14 protein-coding genes and 1 pseudogene are annotated in these 18,132 nt (G+C 70.3%); 8 read left to right on the top strand and 7 right to left on the bottom strand.

What is annotated here, in order from left to right; genetic code table 11:
* Positions 1-157: 157 nt before the first annotated feature.
* The 7 genes from ACF08M_RS03375 (at position 158) to ACF08M_RS03345 (ending at position 8,905) form a co-directional block, all read left to right on the top strand.
* Positions 158-1,678 (top strand): aldehyde dehydrogenase (NADP(+)), encoded by a 1,521-nt coding sequence (locus ACF08M_RS03375; protein ID WP_392183535.1) that lies wholly within the window; start codon positions 158-160, stop codon positions 1,676-1,678.
* Positions 1,675-2,286, top strand: a complete 612-nt coding sequence (locus ACF08M_RS03370; RefSeq protein WP_392183534.1) for a DUF1349 domain-containing protein — start codon at positions 1,675-1,677, stop codon at positions 2,284-2,286. Before ACF08M_RS03375 ends, ACF08M_RS03370 begins: the two co-directional genes overlap by 4 nt.
* A 206-nt stretch (positions 2,287-2,492) precedes the next feature.
* Positions 2,493-3,164 carry a HEAT repeat domain-containing protein gene (locus ACF08M_RS03365; RefSeq protein ID WP_392183533.1) on the top strand — a complete coding sequence of 224 codons (672 nt, stop codon included), beginning with the start codon at positions 2,493-2,495 and terminating at the stop codon, positions 3,162-3,164.
* A 3-nt stretch (positions 3,165-3,167) separates the two neighbouring features.
* Positions 3,168-4,172, top strand: coding sequence for a MerR family transcriptional regulator (locus ACF08M_RS03360; RefSeq protein ID WP_392183532.1), 1,005 nt, complete (start codon positions 3,168-3,170; stop codon positions 4,170-4,172).
* 962 nt (positions 4,173-5,134) lie between these two features.
* The gene (locus tag ACF08M_RS03355; RefSeq protein ID WP_392183531.1) at positions 5,135-6,724 is read left to right on the top strand and encodes an ABC transporter substrate-binding protein; all 1,590 of its coding nucleotides are present in this window, start codon (positions 5,135-5,137) and stop codon (positions 6,722-6,724) included.
* A 269-nt stretch (positions 6,725-6,993) separates the two neighbouring features.
* Entirely contained in the window at positions 6,994-7,713 is a 720-nt protein-coding gene (locus ACF08M_RS03350) for a DsbA family oxidoreductase (RefSeq protein ID WP_392183530.1), read from the top strand.
* A 130-nt stretch (positions 7,714-7,843) separates the two neighbouring features.
* Positions 7,844-8,905 (top strand): aminotransferase class V-fold PLP-dependent enzyme, encoded by a 1,062-nt coding sequence (locus tag ACF08M_RS03345; protein WP_392183529.1) that lies wholly within the window; start codon positions 7,844-7,846, stop codon positions 8,903-8,905.
* 36 nt (positions 8,906-8,941) lie between these two features.
* On the opposite strand, the pseudogene ACF08M_RS03340 reads toward ACF08M_RS03345, so the two are convergent.
* Positions 8,942-9,160, bottom strand: a pseudogene (locus ACF08M_RS03340) (MarR family transcriptional regulator); the annotation flags it as partial.
* Positions 9,161-9,309: 149 nt separating this feature from the next.
* On the opposite strand from ACF08M_RS03340, the gene ACF08M_RS03335 reads away from it, so the two are divergent.
* A complete protein-coding gene (locus ACF08M_RS03335) occupies positions 9,310-11,991 on the top strand; it encodes a SpoIIE family protein phosphatase (protein ID WP_392183528.1) in 2,682 nt (893 codons plus the stop codon).
* Between the two features lie 123 nt (positions 11,992-12,114).
* On the opposite strand, the gene ACF08M_RS03330 is transcribed toward ACF08M_RS03335, so the two are convergent.
* The 6 genes from ACF08M_RS03330 to ACF08M_RS03305 all read right to left on the bottom strand — a co-directional run bounded on the left by ACF08M_RS03330 (position 12,115) and on the right by ACF08M_RS03305 (position 18,021).
* On the bottom strand, positions 12,115-13,140 hold the full coding sequence (locus ACF08M_RS03330; RefSeq protein WP_392183527.1) for a VOC family protein: 1,026 nt from the start codon (positions 13,138-13,140) through the stop codon (positions 12,115-12,117).
* A gap of 118 nt (positions 13,141-13,258) precedes the next feature.
* A complete protein-coding gene (gene thpD / locus ACF08M_RS03325; RefSeq protein WP_392183526.1) occupies positions 13,259-14,152 on the bottom strand; it encodes an ectoine hydroxylase in 894 nt (297 codons plus the stop codon).
* 3 nt (positions 14,153-14,155) lie between these two features.
* On the bottom strand, positions 14,156-14,554 hold the full coding sequence (locus ACF08M_RS03320) for an ectoine synthase (protein ID WP_351078947.1): 399 nt from the start codon (positions 14,552-14,554) through the stop codon (positions 14,156-14,158).
* A gap of 86 nt (positions 14,555-14,640) precedes the next feature.
* On the bottom strand, positions 14,641-15,909 hold the full coding sequence (gene ectB, locus ACF08M_RS03315) for a diaminobutyrate--2-oxoglutarate transaminase (protein ID WP_392183525.1): 1,269 nt from the start codon (positions 15,907-15,909) through the stop codon (positions 14,641-14,643).
* Between the two features lie 135 nt (positions 15,910-16,044).
* Positions 16,045-16,509, bottom strand: a complete 465-nt coding sequence (gene ectA / locus ACF08M_RS03310; protein WP_392183965.1) for a diaminobutyrate acetyltransferase — start codon at positions 16,507-16,509, stop codon at positions 16,045-16,047.
* Positions 16,510-16,914: 405 nt separating this feature from the next.
* A complete protein-coding gene (locus ACF08M_RS03305; protein WP_392183524.1) occupies positions 16,915-18,021 on the bottom strand; it encodes a pyridoxal-phosphate-dependent aminotransferase family protein in 1,107 nt (368 codons plus the stop codon).
* Positions 18,022-18,132: the final 111 nt, after the last annotated feature.

The raw sequence follows: 18,132 nt of genomic DNA, 5'->3' as shown, positions 1-18,132 counted from the left end.
CCAGCCCATCTGCGAAATACTGCGCCCCCTGGGAGTCGGCGACTCCTTGCCAACACCGAAGACCCGGAAATAGAGTCGCCGCATATTCACGAACAGGAACTATGTTCAGAATACCGAACTACTTCTGATGTGCGGCAGCGGAGCGGAAGGAATCACGGTGGCAGCAGCACCAGTCTGGAGCGTCGACCCCCGCACCGGGAACCCGCGTGAGCAGGTTGCGGTGGAGGCTACAGCGGAGGAGGTCGACCGTGCGGTCCGGGCCGCCCACGCGGTGCGCGCATCGCTCACCGACCGCACCGTGCGCGCCGCGTTCCTGCGTACGGCCGCCGAGCTGCTCACCGGGGCCGGGGAGCACATCGTCGAGGCCGCCGACGCGGAGACCGCACTCGGCCCGGCCCGGCTCACCGGTGAACTCGCGCGTACGGCAGCCCAGCTGAGGGCCTTCGCGGAGGTTGTCGACGAGGGCGCCTTCCTCGACATCCACATCGACCACGCGGACGCCACCAGGACCCCGCCCTGGCCCGACCTGCGCCGCTACAAGATCCCGCTCGGCGTCGTCGCCGTCTACGCGGCCAGCAACTTCCCGCTCGCCTTCTCCGTCCCCGGCGGCGACACTGCCAGCGCACTGGCCGCCGGCTGCCCGGTCGTCGTCAAGGCGCACCCGGACCACCCCGCCACCTCCGAACTGTGCGCCTCCGTACTGCGCCGGGCAGCGGCCCGGGTGGGCCTGCCGGAGGACGTGCTGACCCTGGTGCACGGCTTCGACGCGGGCATCGAGCTGATCAAGCACCCGCTCGTCGCCGCCGCCGGCTTCACCGGCTCCGTACGCGGCGGCCGCGCCCTGTTCGACGCGGCGGGCGCCCGCCCCGTGCCCATCCCCTTCCACGGCGAACTGGGCTCCCTCAACCCCGTCGTCGTCACCGAGGCGGCCGCCGCCGAGCGCGGCGAGCAGATCGGCGCCGGGCTCGCGGGCTCCATGACGATGGGGTCGGGCCAGTTCTGCACCAAACCCGGCTTCGTCCTGGCCCCGGCCGGCGAGACCGGCGACCGGCTGCTGAAGTCCCTGACCGACGCGGTCAGCGACGCCGAGGCCGGCGTCCTGCTCGACCACCGGATGCGCGACGCCTTCGTCGCGGGCGTACGCGAACGGGCCGAACTCCCCGGTGTGGAGGCCCCGGTCACCCCCGGCGCGGGCGGCGACCACACCGTCTCGGCCGGTTTCCTCACCGTACCGGCGCACCTCCTCACCACCGAGGGCCCCCACGACGCGCTCCTGGAGGAGTGCTTCGGGCCGGTCACGGTCGTCGCCCGCTACGCCTCCGAGGACGAGATCACCGCCGTCCTCTCCCGGCTCCCCGGCAATCTCACCGCCACCCTCCAGATCGCCGCGGACGGCGCGGACGCCGATGCCCCGGGACTCCTCGCGGCCCTCACCCCGCTGGCCGGCCGGGTCCTCGTCAACGGCTGGCCGACCGGCGTCGCCGTCGCCCCCGCCCAGCACCATGGCGGCCCCTACCCGGCCACCACCTCCACCTCCACCTCGGTCGGCGCCACCGCGATCGAACGCTGGCTGCGCCCGGTCACCTACCAGACGACCCCCGAGGCCCTGCTCCCCCCGGAGCTCCGCGAGGACAACCCCCTGAACCTGCCCCGCCGAGTGGACGGCCGACGCGCATGACCCCGCACCTCCCCGAACTCCCCTTTGCGCTGAACCCGTTCGGCCCCGAGGCCGAGTGGACGTACGAGAACGGCGTACTGACCGGCCGGGCGGGCGCCCGTCAGGACCGCTTCGTACCACCGGGCGGCGAATCCCTCGATTCCGCGAGCGACGCACCCCGCCTCCTCGGTCCCGCACCCCGGGGCGACTTCCAGCTGATGGCCCGGGTCCGGGTCGGCTTCGCCGCCGCCTTCGACGCCGGAGTGCTCTACCTCCACGTCGGGGAACGGGAGTGGGCCAAGATCTGCCTGGAACTCTCCCCGGACCTCCCCACCGTGTGCACGGTCGTCACCCGGGGCCACTCCGACGACGTCAACTCCTTCGTCGTGGACGGCGACAGCTGCTGGCTCCGCCTCAGCCGCACGGGCGACGCGTTCGCCTTCCACGCCTCACCCGACGGCGAGAAGTGGACCTTCGTCCGGGTCTTCACCCTCGGCGAACCGGAACGGGCGGCCGAGGCGTCGATCGGTTTCCTGGTCCAGTCACCGACGGGCGAGGGCTGCGAGGCGGCCTTCGACCGGATCGCCTTCCGTACGACGGGAGTCGCCGATCTGCGCGACGGCAGCTGAACCGTTTCGCAGCTGCGACGCGCTCGCCGGCAACGACCACGCCGAGCAGGAGAAGGCGGGGGAGTCCCACTCTCCGCTCACGAGCACGGTGAACGTGACAAGCACCGGACTCGGCGGGCCGAGGCTGCCGGGCCGTCTCCCGACCTGGCTCCGCTTGACCTTGACACGGTGACAAGGTCTTCACTGTGGCCGAGGAGGTGGTCCTGATGGCCATGCCGAAAGAGGACACGAACACGATGCGTGCTCTCCAGGGGCTGGAGAGCACCAGCTCGTCGGTCCGGATGCGGGCAGCGCTGGCGGTCGGCACCGCCCCGGCCCCGGGGTTCATCGGCAAGCTCATCGAGCGATGCGCGATCGAGCCCGAGTTCTATGTGCGCGAAATGCTGACCTGGGCACTCACCCGCCACGCGGGATCGATGACGGTCCCGGTGCTTCTCGGCGAAGTCCGCTCGGAGCGTGCGCAGGCACGGAGCCAGGCGTTGCACACGCTGTCCAAGATCGGAGATCGGCAGGCGTGGCCGGCGATCACACCGGCGCTGCTGTCCGACGCCGACGACGAGGTGGCACGGAGCGCCTGGCGGGCAGCGATCGTGCTGGTGCCCGAAGGCGAGGAGCACGAGTTGGCCGTAGTGTTGGCGACACAGCTCGGGCGCGGCGAACGCGAGACGCAACTCAGTCTCAGCCGGGCGCTGATCGCGCTCGGGGAGGTGATGCTACCGGCACTGGGCGCCGCGACGACGGCTCTCGACCCTCGCGTGCGCGCGCACGCGATCGCCACGGAACGGCTGTGGCGCGACCCGGATGCCGGATTCGAGTTCGCGATCGAGGAGGCGAAGCGCATCGTGGCCCTCGGCGGGGACGGCCAGGAGGAGCGGTAGCCCGTGTTGATCGGTGATGTCGCGCGACGGTCCGGGGTCAGCACCCGCATGCTCAGGCATTACGAATCGCTCGGCCTGGTGCGGCCGACGGGCCGTACCGACTCCGGCTATCGGGAGTACTCCGGCGAGAACATCCGGCGCATCCTCCACATCGAGAGCCTGCGGTCACTGGGGCTGTCGCTGCGCGACGTCGGGCGCGCACTCGATGACCCCGGCTTCGCGCCCGCGGAGCTCGTCGACGACCTCATCCGCCAGACGCGAGACCGCATCGCGGCGGAGACGGAGCTGCTCACGCGACTCCGCCGGATCGGTGCCGCGGAACCCGCCGGCTGGGAGGACGTCCTCCAGATCGTCGCGCTCCTTGGGGCGTTGGGGTCGAAGAGCGCGGGGGCGCGGCAGCGCGCGGCCCTGTCCGCGACCGAGGACGTTCCCGTGCCGGTGGGAGCACTGGTCGATGCCGTACTGAGCGAGCCGGACCCGAACGTCGCCGGAGCCCTTCGCTGGGCTCTGGCGCAAGCGGGCGAGGACGGACCGGCACTGCTGGCGGAGGGCCTCGGCTCACCCGAGGCCGAGGTGCGCAAACGTGCGGTCCGGTCCATCGCGGAGATTCCGAACGGTGAGGCGACCGCACTGCTGCGGGACGCCCTGACGAACCCCGACATCGTGGTCCGTGGGTACGCGGCTCTGGCGCTCGGGGCACGTGGAGTGGCCGACGCGGTCCCGACGCTCGTCGGCATGGTCGTCGAGGGGAGGAACGACACCGACGCAGCCGATGCACTGAGCACGCTGGCGAGTGATCCCGCGTTGACGGATCAGATCGCTACCGGGCTCGTCGACCGCCTCGCCCACGGCGCAATCGGGTCGTCTGCACGTCGACGGCTGACACAGGCGCTCGCGGACATCCCGGGGATCACGACGTCACGTGCCCTCGCAGATCTGTCACATGACGAAGACCGTGCCGTTGCGCTGACCGCGACATACATTCTCAAGCTGCGCAACGCACCCTGAGGGCTGTCCCGTAATCCCTGGTGGATCAGCGCGCAGCCGAGAGCTTGGGGAAGCAGCTGTCGTCGTGCGCCCGCCACGGGTTACGGGACAGCCCTGAGCGATGGCGAAGCTTGTGCGGGGGGCCCAGTTCTCGCGAACCGGCCATCGCGCGCGAGGCGATCGGCCGGTGGCAGGTCCGGGGCCGGCGACTCGGCCGTGACGGCATCGGTGAGCGCGAGGGCGGGAGCCGGGAAGATCCGAGGACACCGGGGGACGCGCGGCCCGTTGAACGGCCGTGCGGGGCCTGCCCACTTCGCCGGTGTTCGTCGATCAACTCCCGTACGTGTCCTATGTCCGGGTCACGGCGTACACTACGCACACGTCCGGATTTCGCAGGTGCCGACCGACGTCCACAAGGCGCCCATGGCCGCTGACGGGCCCCAGGGGTAAGGCCGTTCCGTTGATGATTCGACGATTTTCGGCCTCGACGACACGGCGATGGAACGGGACGGGAAACCGCGGCCGTTGGGCAGCCGCGTTTTCCCGGGAGGCGACCCGCGAGGCCCGTGTACTGCCCCTCCGGGGTTGTTCACCGATCGGCCCGGCGGGATGACGAGCGGACCGGTCGGCTCGGCCACCATGATCCGATACCAGGCATACCAGGCCAACAGTACCGGCTCTGCGCGAGATTTTTTGGCGCACGATGTGCCCTCGCACAACACGGTGTACTACTAGATTGTTCGCGGCACCAAGAGACCGACCATGACCTGCCCCTTTTCGTTCACCGGCTGGAAAATTGGCAGCCAGTTCCCGCCCATGGAATTCCTGGTGAACATCGAGTACGGGCAGGCTGTTCGGTCCGCACCATCGCGCCCGGCCGGGCCGGCAGTTCCGGACGGTCGCGGCGTTCGCAGCACTTCCTGAACCGATCCGGTCGTCGGGGGACACCCAGGGGGCCGGCCGAAAGGTATGAGGCACGTTCTGTGAAGGTTCGTACGAGGCGGTCGAGCGCCCTGTTCGCAGGGGGGTTGGCAATGGTGCTGCTGACGGGTTGCGGCTCCCAGGATGAGATCTGGCCGTTCGAGTCCGAGGACAGAATGGTCGTCGGGATGTCCGACGGCATCCTGGCGACGGACCCGGCCGCGGGGTACGACCCGGGGTCCTGGCTGCTCTTCAACAACGTCTTCCAGTCCTTGCTGAGCTTCCCGCCCGGAAGCTCCATCCCGGTGCCGGAGGCCGCCGAGGAGTGCAGTTTCTCGGACGGCGGCACGACCTACACCTGCACCCTGCGTGGCGGGTTGAAGTTCAGCAACGGCAACAGCCTCACATCGGCGGACGTCAAGTACTCCTTCGACCGGGCGATCAAGATCAACGACCCGGCGGGCCCGGCGCCGCTGCTCTCCACCATCTCGTCGATCAGGACACCGGACGACAAGACCGTCGTCTTCCGTCTCAAGGTGCCGGACGCGATATTTCCCAGCAAGATCGCATCGGGCGCCGGTTCCATCGTGGACCGTCATGTCTATCCCGAGGACAGCCTGCTGGAGGGCGGCAAGACGGTCGGCTCCGGTCCCTACAAGCTGGACTCCATCGACAAGTCGAAAGCCGATTTCTCGGTGTACTCCGGCTACCACGGAAACGCCGAGGTGAAGAACACCGGCGTGACGCTGCGGCTCTTCAACGGCGACCAGCAGGCCCTTAGGACGTCCCTGGAGAAGGGCAAGGTCGACATCGCCTACCGTGGCCTCACCGCCAAGGCGATAGCCGCCCTGGACGCCTCGGCCACCGCGAAGAAGGACGGCATCGAGGTGGTCCAGGGGAACAGCGCCGAAGTCCAGCACATGGTCTTCAACGTTGCCGATCCCGTGGTCGGCAAGCTCGCCGTGCGCAAGGCCATCGCCTATCTCGTGGACCGCAACTCCCTGGTCAGCCAGGTCTACCAGTCCACGGCGGCACCGCTGTACTCGATCGTCCCGGTCGGCATCACCGGCCACGGCACCTCCTTCTTCGACACCTACGGCGACAGCCCGCAGCCGCAACAGGCGAGGGCCGCCCTGCGGGACTCCGGCATCACCGACAAGGTGAAACTCACCCTCTGGTCCACCCCGAGCCGCTACGGGCCCGCCACCGACGACGAACTGCGGACCATCGCCGATCAGCTGAACAAGAGCGGACTCTTCGACGCCGGGATGAAGTCCGTCCCGTTCGACCAGTACGAGAAGGACATCGCCGACGGCAAGTACGGCGTCTACGTCAAGGGCTGGGTACCGGACTATCCGGACCCCGACAACTTCACCCAGCCGTTCTTCGGCAAGGGCAACGTCCTGTCGAACAACTTCGAGAACAGAGAGATAACCAACCGGATCATCCCGAAGACCTCGTCCATGACCGATCGTGCGGAAACCCGGCAGGAGTTCATGAAGCTTCAGGACATCGTGGCGAGCCAGCTGCCGCTCCTGCCGCTCTGGCAGGGCAAGCAGTACGCCGTCGCCCACGAGAGCGTCCGGGGCCTGCAGAACTGTCTGGACACATCGACCGTCTTCCGGTTCTGGGAACTCAGCACCGCGGAATAGCCGGGCCGGTGCCGGCCGGGAGAGGACCGGCGGGGATGTCGGGAGCAGGGACGTGTCCGGCTCGACGGGCCGGCACCTCCGGCGCCGCCTCGGCCCCACCCCGAACACGCACCGTTCCTCCTCCACCGGGCCGACCGGGGCGCCGGTCGGGGCCGTCGTGGTCCGAACCGGGGAATGAGGGAGTCCGCTCGCACGTTGACCACGGGAGCGGACAGTGGCTCCGCGCCGCCTGAGCCGTCGTTACGGGAACACGGAAAGAAAGAAGAGACATGCGCGTCGAGATCTGGAGCGACATCGCCTGCCCCTGGTGCTACATAGGGAAGGCCCGCTTCGAGAAGGGCCTGGCGGGGTTCGCCCACCGCGACGAGGTCGAGGTCGTGCACCGGTCCTTCGAGCTCGACCCCGCGTACCCCAAGGGGGACACCGCGCAGGTGATCGACATGCTGGCGCAGAAGTACGGGCGCACCCGTGAAGAGGCGCAGGCCATGGAGGCGAACGTCGCGGCCAACGCGCAGTCCGAAGGGCTCGGCTACCTCACCGAGGGTCGTGACCACGGCAACACCTTCGACATCCACCGACTGCTCCACCTCGCCAAGGACCGCGGCCGCCAGGACGAGTTGCTGAGTCTCGCCTACCGGGCGAACTTCGCCGAGGAGCGCTCCGTCTTCGACGGTGACGTGCTGGTCGAGCTGGCCGTCGAGGCCGGGCTCGACGGCGAGGAGGCGAGCGCCGTTCTCGCCGACCCGCAGGCGTATGCCGCCGAGGTGCGGGCCGACGAGCGGGAGGCGTCCGAGCTGGGGGCCAACGCCGTGCCGTTCTTCGTGTTCGACCGGCGGTACGGCATCTCCGGCGGCCAGCCCGCCGAGGTGTTCGCCCAGGCACTCGAACAGGCGTGGAAGGACCGGCCGCTCACCGTGATCGGCGGGGACGCGGCGGCGTGCGACGCCGACGGTGCCTGTGAGGTCCCGCAGAACGGAAGCGGCTCCTGAGCCGTCCGGACAGACGTCATGCCCGCGTGGGGCGGCTGCGGAGCGAGCGCCCGGAGTACCGCCGGGCCGTCGCCCTCGGCCCTTCGTATCGCTCATTGACCTCGGGGCGAGGGCACCGCAGGCTGGGCCCATGGAGACTACTTCGCTCAGCCGTTCGGTGGACGGCGAGTTCGCGCCGGAGACCACCTACCTCAACACCTCCACCTGCGGGCTGCTGCCCCGCCGCTCCGTGGACGCGGTGAAGGAGCTCGCCGAGGCGATCGCCGCGGGCCGCAGGGCCGGTTCCGGGGACTTCGAGGCGGTGGAGGCGGCCCGGGCCGGTTTCGCCCGCCTCGTCGGGGTCGGCGCCGACCGGGTCGCCACCGGCAGTTCGGTCTCCGTGCACGTCGGGCTGGTCGCGGCCTCGCTGCCGTCCGGGGCCGAAATCGTGGCGCCCGAGGGGGAGTTCAGCTCCGTCGTGAGCCCGTTCGCGGTCCGTGGCGATCTCCGGGTGCGCTATGCCCCGCTGGACGGGCTGGCCGACGCGGTACGGCCCGGCACCGCGCTCGTCGCCTTCTCGGCCGTGCAGTCCGCCGACGGCAAGGTCGTCGATCTCGAAGCGGTACACGCGGCGGCGGCCGCCCACGGCGCCCGGATGCTGCTCGACGCCACCCAGGCGGCCGGCTGGCTTCCGCTGGACGCCGGGGCGTACGACTACACCGTCACCGGCGGCTTCAAGTTCCTGCTCTGCCCGCGGGGTACGTCGTTCCTCACCGTCACCGAGGAGGCGCAGCGCACCCTTCCTCCCGTCTTCGCGGCGTGGGTCGCCTCCGACGACCCACGCAACAGTACGTACGGCCCGGTCGAGCGGCTCTCCCCGATCGCCCGCCGCTACGACGAACCGCCCGCCTTCCTCTCGTACCACGGTGCCGAGCACTCCCTCGCGCTGCTGGGCGAGGTCGGCATCGACGCCGTCCACACCCACGTCACCGGGCTCGCGGCCCGCATGCGGGCGGGTCTGGCCGGGCTGGGGCACGAGGCGGTGCCGGGGGAGTCGGCGATCGTCGCCGTGCCCGGACTCGGCGGGCGGGAGCCGGAGCTGGCGCGGGCCGGGGTGGTGGTCGCGAACCGGGCGGGGAGCCTGCGCGCGGCCTTCCACCTGTACAACACGGAGGCCGATGTGGACCGGGCCCTGGACGTGCTCTCCGGCTGAACCCGTGCGGATGCCGGGGAGGCAGGGGGATCGGCGCCGCCCGGAGCAGCCCTCGGCCTCCCGGCAGAGGTTCTCCTCGACCTCGGCGAGCAGCCGGGCCGGCTCATCGCGTTCGGCCGCGTCCAGTCCGGCGAGGGTGTGCTCCTGCGGATTCGTCCAGGCCCGCTCGACGTCCACGTGCCGGGCGCAGCTGTCGTCGGTGGCCTCGACCGGGACGGCCCGGCGGTCGGCGGGGCCGGGGCAGCGGCGGACGTGTCACACCGTCGGCGGAACGTCGTCGGCGCAGTCGCGCGCTCCCGTCCCGAGCGGCCCCCGACCGCACGCACATACGACCGCACAGTGTTACAAAGGGCACTGTGGTCAATCGTTTCGGCCGATTCCGGAGCGCAAAGATTCGGTCACTCATGGGTAAGTACCCCCGGAGTCTCGCAGGCCAGGTCTTCGCCCTGCAGGTGGCTGTGGTCGTGCTCCTCGTGGTCGCTGCGATGCTGGCGCTCGTCGTGCAGTCCCGGCGCGACAGCAGCGCGGAGGCGCGAAACCGCTGCGTGGCCGTCGCGCAGACATTCGCCCACTCACCGGGCCTGCTGGCCGCGCTGAAGACCCCTGATCCCTCCAGGGTGCTCCAGCCGCTGACCGAGGCAGGGCGGAAGGCGGCCGGTGTCGACTTCATCGTGGTGACGGACACGAAAGGGATCCGCTACACCCATCCCCGGCCGGAACTGATCGGGAAGAAGGCCGTCCTCACCATCGGGCCGGCGCTGGCCGGCCATGTGTACACCGAGAGCGTCAAGGGCCCGCTCGGCAGAGAGGTGCAGGCGATAGTCCCCGTCCAGGACCGCGCGCACAAGGTCGTGGCCCTGGTGGCCGCGGGCATGAAGGTCAAGAACGTGGCCGGGGTGGTGGCACGGCAGATTCCGATCATCCTCGGCGCGGGAGTGGCCGCGCTCGCCGTGGCCACGGGCGGGACGGCGCTGGTGACCAGACGGCTGCGGCGGCAGACCCACAGTCTCGGCCCGGCCGAGATGACTCGTATGTACGAGCATCACGACGCCGTGCTGCACGCCGTGCGCGAAGGCGTGCTCATCATCGGCAAGGGCGGCCGACTGCTGCTGGCCAACGACGAGGCCAGACGGCTGCTGGATCTGCCGCTCGACGCCGAGGGGCGGCATATCCGGGACCTGCCCGGCCTCGATTCCGACATGGCGGAGCTGCTGGCCTCGGGGCGCCCGGTCACGGACGAGGTGCACCTCGCGGGGGGCCGGCTGCTCGCGGTGAACCAGCGGCCCACGGACCGTCACGGTGGCCCCCGGGGGACGGTTGCGACCTTGCGCGACTCCACGGAGCTGCGGGCGCTGTCCGGCAGGGCGGAGAACGCCCGCGAGCGGCTGCGCCTGCTGTACGACGCCGGCCTCGGCATCGGTACCACCCTCGATGTGGTGGCCACGGCCGAGGAACTGACCGAGATCGCGGTCCCCCGGCTCGCCGACTTCGTCACCGTCGATCTGGCCGACCCGGTCCTCCGCGGGGACGAGCCGACCAGTGCGGACACGGACATGCGCCGCGCCGCTGTACACGGCATCCGGGACGATCATGCCTTCTACGAAGTCGGTCACCTGATCAACTTTCTCCCCTCCACGCCGCAGGCACGGGCCTTCGCCACCGGCCGGCCGGTGCTGGTGCCCGACCTGTCCACCGCATCCGGATGGCTCGCCCAGGACCCGGAGCAGGCACGGATGATCATCGACAGCGGCATCCACACGCTCCTCACCGTGCCCCTCCAGGCACGGGGCGTCATCCTGGGCATGGCCAGCTTCTGGCGCTCCGAGAAGCCCCAGCCCTTCGACGAGGACGACCGGTCCCTGGCCGAAGAACTGGTCGCCCGGGCTGCCGTCAGCATCGACAACGCCCGCCGCTACACCCGTGAGCACGTCGTGGCCGCGACTCTGCAGCGCAGCCTGCTCCCGCGGGCCCTGCCCGAACAGAGCGCGCTCGAGGTGGCGCATCGCTACCTGCCCGCCGTCTCCGGGGTGAGCGGCGACTGGTTCGATGTGATCCCGCTCCCGGGCAGCCGGGTGGCACTGGTCGTCGGGGATGTCGTCGGACACGGCCTGCACGCGGCCGCCACGATGGGACGGCTGCGCACGGCCGTGCACAACTTCTCCACGCTCGACCTGCCGCCCGACGAGATCCTCCGGCACCTCGACGACCTGGTCGGGCGCATCGACCAGGAGGAGGCGGAGACCACCGCCGACCCGGGGATCATAGGAGCCACCTGCCTGTACGTGATCTACGATCCCGTCTCCCGCCGCTGCGCCGTGGCACGGGCCGGGCATCCCCCGCCCGCACTGGTCGGCCCCGACGGCAGTGTGTCCTTCCCCGACCTGCCGGCCGGCCCGCCCCTGGGCCTGGGCAGCATGCCGTTCGAGACGGCGGAACTGGAGGTGGCGGAGGGCACGCAGCTCGTCCTCTACACCGACGGGCTCATCGAGGACCGTACCCGGGACATCGACGTGGGGATCGAGCTGCTGCGCCGGGTCCTGGCGGGCCACCCCGACCGGTCGCCGGAGGAGAGCTGCCAGGCGGTGCTCGACGAGCTCCTGCCCAGTCGGCCGAAGGACGACGTGGCCCTGCTCATCGCCCGGACACGGGCGATCCCGCCCGACCATGTCGCCGACTGGGGCGTGGCGTTCGATCCCGCCGCCGTGGCGGGGATGCGTGCCGCCGCGGCCGAGAAGATCGACGACTGGGGCCTGCCCGGGCTCGCGTTCGCCATGGAACTGCTGCTCAGCGAGTTGATCACCAACGCCATCCGCTACGGCTCCGCGCCGGTCACCGTACGACTCCTGTACGACCGCACCCTGACCTGCGAGGTGGCCGACGGCAGCAGCACCTCACCCCATCTGCGCGACGCCGCCGCGATGGACGAAGGGGGCCGCGGCCTGTTCCTCGTCGCACGACTGGCCGAGAGCTGGGGCACCCGTTACACCCCCCAGGGAAAGGTCATCTGGGCGGAGATGCCGCTGCCCCGGCCCGACGGGGGCGCGGAGGGCACGGTGTGGCCGGACTTCCTGGACGCGGAACTCTGACCCGTTCGACGACGTGCCCGGGGCCGGCGGCCCGCTCCGGGGCCCCGCCGTCGTACCCGGCCCGCTCCGGAGCCGCGCCGTCGCAGCACCCCGCAACGGCCGCTCGCGCCCGTTTGCGGGCCGCTACTCCCGGCCTGCCCCGGCCGGCGGCGCACTGTGCCACTTCCACGACGTGACCCTCGGCCGGCCGGGCAGCTCGGCGCGGCCGGTGGCCCAGAGCAGGACGGTCCACCGGTCGGCGTCCTTCGGGGCGTCCGGGAACAGCCGGGCCAGCACCCGGTCGCAGAGACCGGTGGGCGGCGTCCAGGGGACATCCAGGCTCGCGGCGAGGTCGTGCGTGTGCACCAGGGTCTCCACGATGCCCATGGCGGCGAAGCCCTCCGGGTCGGACACCCCGTAGGAGTGGTACGAGCGGACCTCGGGCGAGGCCGTCCGCACCATTGCCGCGAGCAGCGCCCCGCTCGCCTCCAGCGTCCGGAGCAGCCCCGCCGGGCCGGCCGACCGGTCCGCGAAGACGGCGTTCATCGGACCGCCCTCGCGGTCGGTGTTCCAGCGGTACGGGACGTACGTGTCCAGGGGCGGCCGTCGCGGGCCCAGCTGGGTCGCGTAGGAGAAGAGATCGTCGCTCAGGTGCTCCGCGGTCTCCCAGCAGTCCCACTCCAGCGAACCGGCCGGGACCTGCCAGTTGTCCGCCGGGGACTGCTGGAGCGCGTCCACCGCGAGGCGGACCGCGGTGGTCACGTCGTCCGCGGTGACCGGCAGCCGGGTCCCGGTCAGCGCGGCCCGTTCCGCCGCACCGCACTCGACACAGAACTCGTTGCCCTCCGGATCGGCGAGCGTGGCCCAGCCCCGTCCGTTCGGCTTGCGGTGGTCGGCCACGAGGGTGGCGCCCAGCCCGAGCAGCCGTTCCACCTCCTCGTCCCGGGTGCGGTCCTGCGGCTGAATGTCCAGGTGCAGACGGTTCTTGGCGCTCTTCGGCTCCGGCGCCGAGATGAACAGCAGCGCGGCGCCGGGGGTTTCGACGAGCACCTCGGGATCGCCGGGGGCGTCGTCATCGGAGAGAGGCGCTCCGAGCACCCCGGACCAGAAGCCGGCGAGTTCGTAGGCGTCGGCGCAGTCGATCGTGATGTGACGTACGAGTGAAGTCATGGCCCACACTGTCGCCGCTGGGGTCGTCGTGGTCCAGCCAATTCGGGCAGCGGGAGGGGGTGGGACGACCGTCGTCGCCCCACCCCGCCCGGCTGTCCCGCCCGGGGTGGGGCAGCTCTCAGCCCACCGGTGTGAAGTCCCGCGCCCCGATGAACTCCGGACGCCGGGCCGGTGCCGCGAACGGCTCCTGGGCGGTGTTCTCCACACTGTTGAAGACAATGAAGACATTGCTGCGCGGGTAGGGGGTGATGTTGTCCCCCGAGCCGTGCATGCAGTTGCAGTCGAACCAGGTCGCCGAACCCGCCCTGCCCGTGAAGAGCTTGATGCCGTGCCGGTCGGCCAGCTTCGTCAGCGCCCCGTCGGACGGCGTGCCGGCGTCCTGCATCTTCAGGGACTTCTTGTAGTTGTCCTTCGGTGTCTCGCCCGCACAGCCGAGGAACGACTTGTGCGAACCGGGCATGATCATCAGCCCGCCGTTGGTGTCGTGGTTCTCGGTCAGCGCGATCGACACGGACACCGCCCGCATGTTCGGCAGGCCGTCCTCGGCGTGCCAGGTCTCGAAGTCCGAGTGCCAGTAGAACCCCGAGGCACCGAAGCCCGGCTTGACATTGATCCTGGACTGGTGGACGTACACGTCCGATCCCAGGATCTGGCGGGCCCGGCCCACCACGCGCTCGTCGGAGACCAGCCGGGCGAAGACCTCGCTGATCCGGTGGACCTCGAAGACCGAGCGCACCTTCTGCGACTTCGGCTCGATGATCGAGCGCTCGTCGGCCCGCACCGCCGGATCGGCGATCAGCCGGTCCAGTTCGGCGTGGTAGACGGCGACTTCGTCCGGTGTGATCAGCTGGTCGACGGTGAGGAAGCCGTCGCGCTCGAAGCCCTGGAGATCCTTCACGGCGACCGGTCCCGGCGCACCGGGTGCCGACCAGATGACCGGGTCCTGGCGGGGAGTGATCATTTCGGCGGCGCCGCGGGTGGGGTACGGATCGGTGCGTACATCGGTGGTCATGGTTCAGCCCTCCTCGGTCAGCAGCGGGTAGACACCGTTCTCGTCGTGCTCCTCCCGTCCGGTGACCGGAGGGTTGAAGACGCAGACACAGCGGAAGTCGGTCTTCGGCCGCATGGTGTGGTGCTCGTGGCCGTCCAGCAGGTACATCGTGCCGGGGGTGATCCAGTGCTTCTCGCCGGTCTCGTCATTGGTGAGTTCGGCCTCGCCCTCGACGCACAGGACGGCTTCGATGTGGTTCGCGTACCACATCGACGTCTCGGTACCCGCGTACATGGTGGTCTCGTGGAGCGAGAAGCCCACCTTCTCCTGGGCGAGCACGATGCGTTTGCTCTCCCAGGTTCCGGAGGCGGCCTTCACATGCCGGTCGGTGTTCTCGATGTCACTGAACGAACGGACGATCACGGTGGGTCGGTGCCTTTCTCTCTGCGGCGGTGTTTCGGTACGTGCCCGGCCGGGACGGGATGGCCCCGGGACGGGCGGGCGGTTGGTCAGACGGTTTCGCGGACCGCGCGGGCCAGCGTGCGCAGGCCCTCGTCCAGCTCCTCGGGGGTGACGGTCAGCGGCGGCAGCAGCTTCACGACCTCGCTCCGCGGGCCGGAGGTCTCGACGAGGAGACCCAGCTCGAAGGCGCGGGCACAGATCGCGGCGGCGCGCGCCCGGTCGGTGAACTCCATGCCCCAGACCAGGCCACGGCCCCGGAATTGCGCACCGAGCCGGGCGTGTTCGTCGCAGATCGAGAGCAGCGCCTGCTCGACCTGCTCGCCCCGGGCCAGGGTCTGCTTCTCCATCTGGCCGTCCGCCCAGTAGGCGTCCAGCGCGGCCGCGGCCGTGACGAACGCCGGGTTGTTGCCGCGGAAGGTGCCGTTGTGCTCGCCCGGTCCCCAGATGTCCAGATCCGGTGTGAACAGGCAGAGCGACATGGGCAGTCCGTAGCCGCTGATGGACTTGGACAGGGTCACGATGTCGGGGGTGATGCCCGCCTCCTCGAACGAGAAGAACGCCCCCGTGCGTCCGCAGCCCATCTGGATGTCGTCGACGATCAGGAGCATGTCGCGGCGGTGGCACAGATCGGACAGGGCCCGCAGCCACTCGGGGCGCGCCACATTGATGCCGCCCTCTCCCTGCACCGTCTCGACGATCACGGCGGCGGGCTTGTTGAGGCCGGAGCCCTGGTCCTCCAGGAGCCGCTCGAACCAGAGGAAGTCGGGTACCCGGCCGTCGAGGTAGTTGTCGAACGGCATCGGGGTGCCGTGCACCAGCGGGATGCCGGCCCCGGCCCGCTTGAAGGCGTTGCCGGTGACGGCGAGCGAGCCCAGTGACATGCCGTGGAAGGCGTTGGTGAAGGAGACGATCGATTCCCGCCCCTTCACCTTGCGGGCCAGTTTCAGCGCCGCCTCGACGGCGTTGGTGCCGGTCGGGCCGGGGAACATGACCTTGTACGGGAGGTCACGCGGACGCAGCACGTTGTTCTGGAAGGACTCCAGGAAGGCCCGTTTCGCGGTGGTGGCCATGTCGAGGCCGTGGGTGATGCCGTCGCGCTCGATGTAGTCGATCAGCGCGCGCTTCAGCACCGGGTTGTTGTGGCCGTAGTTGAGGGATCCGGCACCGGCGAAGAAGTCGAGGTAGCTGTGGCCGTCCTCGTCGGTCAGACGGGCGCCCTGCGCACGGTCGAACACGGCGGGCCAGCCGCGGCAGTAGCTCCGTACCTCCGACTCCAGGGTCTCGAAGACACTCAGCGCGGGCGGGGTGATGGTCACAGGGATTCTCCTGCTTGAGGGGGGTGTGTGTGACGGGCGGCGGTGCGGGTGTGCCGGGGCGCTCAGGCGTGGCACGGGCCGGGCCGCTCGGGTGTGGCAGCGGCCGACGTGCCCGGAGCGGTTCGGCCTGGGCGCTCAGGCGTGGAACGGGCCGATGCGGTACAGCACTTCGGGCTGATGCGTTCCCTCGGGGAACAGCCCGCCGTCGAAGAGGACCTCGCGCTCCAGGGCCACGTCATGGCGCCGCGCGTAGGAGGTGAACAGCCGGTCCGACGCGGTGTTGTCCGGGGTGATGGTCGTCTCGACCGAGGCCAGGCCCTGTGAGGCCGCGACCCGCGAGGTCAGCGCATCCAGGAGCTTTCCCGCGAGGCCGGTCCCGCGGTGGCCCCGGTCGACGGCCACCTGCCAGACGACGAGCGTGTCGGGGCGGTCGGGCCGGAGGTACCCCGTCACGAAGGCGACGGGCTCGCCGGTCTCGTCGCGGGCGATCACGGAGGTGGCCGCGAAGTCACGGCACCACAGCAGGTAGCTGTACGAGGAGTTGAGGTCCAGGACCTCGGAGTCGCGGGCGATGCGCCAGATCGCGGCTCCGTCCTCCACTCGTGGGGTGTCGATGGTGAGGAATTCGCTTCGGGCACGTGCAAAATCTGCTGGTGCGGCGGTCATGCAAATTGAATTTACCCAGCAAATTTGGAAATTGCATCGACGTGAAGGGTTGGGTGGAACGGTCCGCTGTGTTATCACGCAGGCGCGAACCCCGACATGATCCCGTCGCATTTTCCTCTATTTTGGGTGCAATTTATCCGGCATAACGGGCGTGATGTGGAGTCGGTCACAAGGTCGTAACTCTCGTGCGAAGCAACGGAATTGCATGGATCGGGGTTGCGTGGGCGTCCTGGAAATCTGGGTGTTTAGGGTCCGGGAAAGCGGGCAGAAGAATGCGGGGAGCTGCTCGAAATCCAGCAGCTCCCCGCATTTATGGAATATTGACGTTCCGGCCCGGATCTATTCGCTCGGCCAGGTTTCCGAAACGGCTTTGCGGGCAGTTTCGAAGTCGACCTGCCGGCCCGCATCGGCCAGCGCCGCCCCCAGAGCCGCGAGCGAGGACTGCACCGTGCCCCGCGTCGCATCCACACCGTAGTGATTGACCCGGATCATCTCCTTGGCCAGCGCACCCCCGCCCGCGATCAGCGGCAGCGACGGGTCGGCCGCGAGCGCCCGCGCGACCAGCCCCGCCGCGTCGACGCCCACCGGGGTGCGCAGCGTCGTCGCGACCGGCGCCGCTTCCCCCGCCTCGTGCACATACGGGGTGAGGCCGCCGCCGAGCGCCACGGCGCCCGCACGCGTCGCCGCGGCCGCCGAGGCGTGCCGGGCCATCAGCGCATCCAGGCCCTCGGCCTCGATCCGCTCCACGCAGGCCTCCAGCGCCAGCATCTCCAGCTGGGCGGGGGCGTGCAGCAGCGCCTTGCGGCCGCCGTCGATCCAGCGCTCCTTCCAGTCCAGGAGCGAGAGGTACGAGCGGCGCGGGGCCTGCGGGTTGGCTGCGATCCGCTCCCAGGCCCGCTCGCTCACCGACACCGCGGACACCCCGGCCGGGCCGCCCATCGCCTTCTGCGCGCCGATCACGCAGAGATCGACGCCCCACACGTCCGGCAGCAACGGCTCCGCGCCCACGGAGGCGACGGCGTCCAGCATGAACAGCGCCCCGTGCGAACGGACCACCTCACCGATCTCGGCGACCGGATTGGTGTTGCCCGTCGCCGCCTCCGCGTGGACCAGGGAGACGAAGTCGATCTCCGGGTGCTCGGCCAGTGCCCGGGCCACCTGGTCGGCGGTGACCGCCGTGTGGAACGGGACCGCCAGGTCGACGACATGGGCGCCGCAGTCCCGCAGCCAGTTCCCGAACGTCTGCCCGTAGGGCCCGGTGACGATGTTCAGCGCGGTCGAGCCGGGCCGGGCGCCGCCCCGGATGCAGCCTTCGAGGGGGAGCAGCGCCTCGCCCTGCATGATGACGACGTCCTGCTCGGTGGCGAGGAGGCCGGCCACCCGCTTCTCGACGGCCGCGAAATGCGCGGCGGTGAGCGGGGCGAGGTCGAGGAAGGGGTGCGTCACGGTGGTGCTCTCTTCAGGTCGGGACGGGCCGGGGCGGTGCGGGACGGGTCGGGGGCGGTGCGCTGCTGTGCGGTGCCGCGTATGTGGACGGTGCTTCCGTCGAAGCGTACC

It is taken from the genome of Streptomyces sp. NPDC015032 (genome assembly GCF_043080425.1).
Taxonomy (GTDB): domain Bacteria; phylum Actinomycetota; class Actinomycetes; order Streptomycetales; family Streptomycetaceae; genus Streptomyces.
Note: the sequence above shows the minus strand (reverse complement) of the source record. Positions and strands in the feature narration are given on the sequence as shown.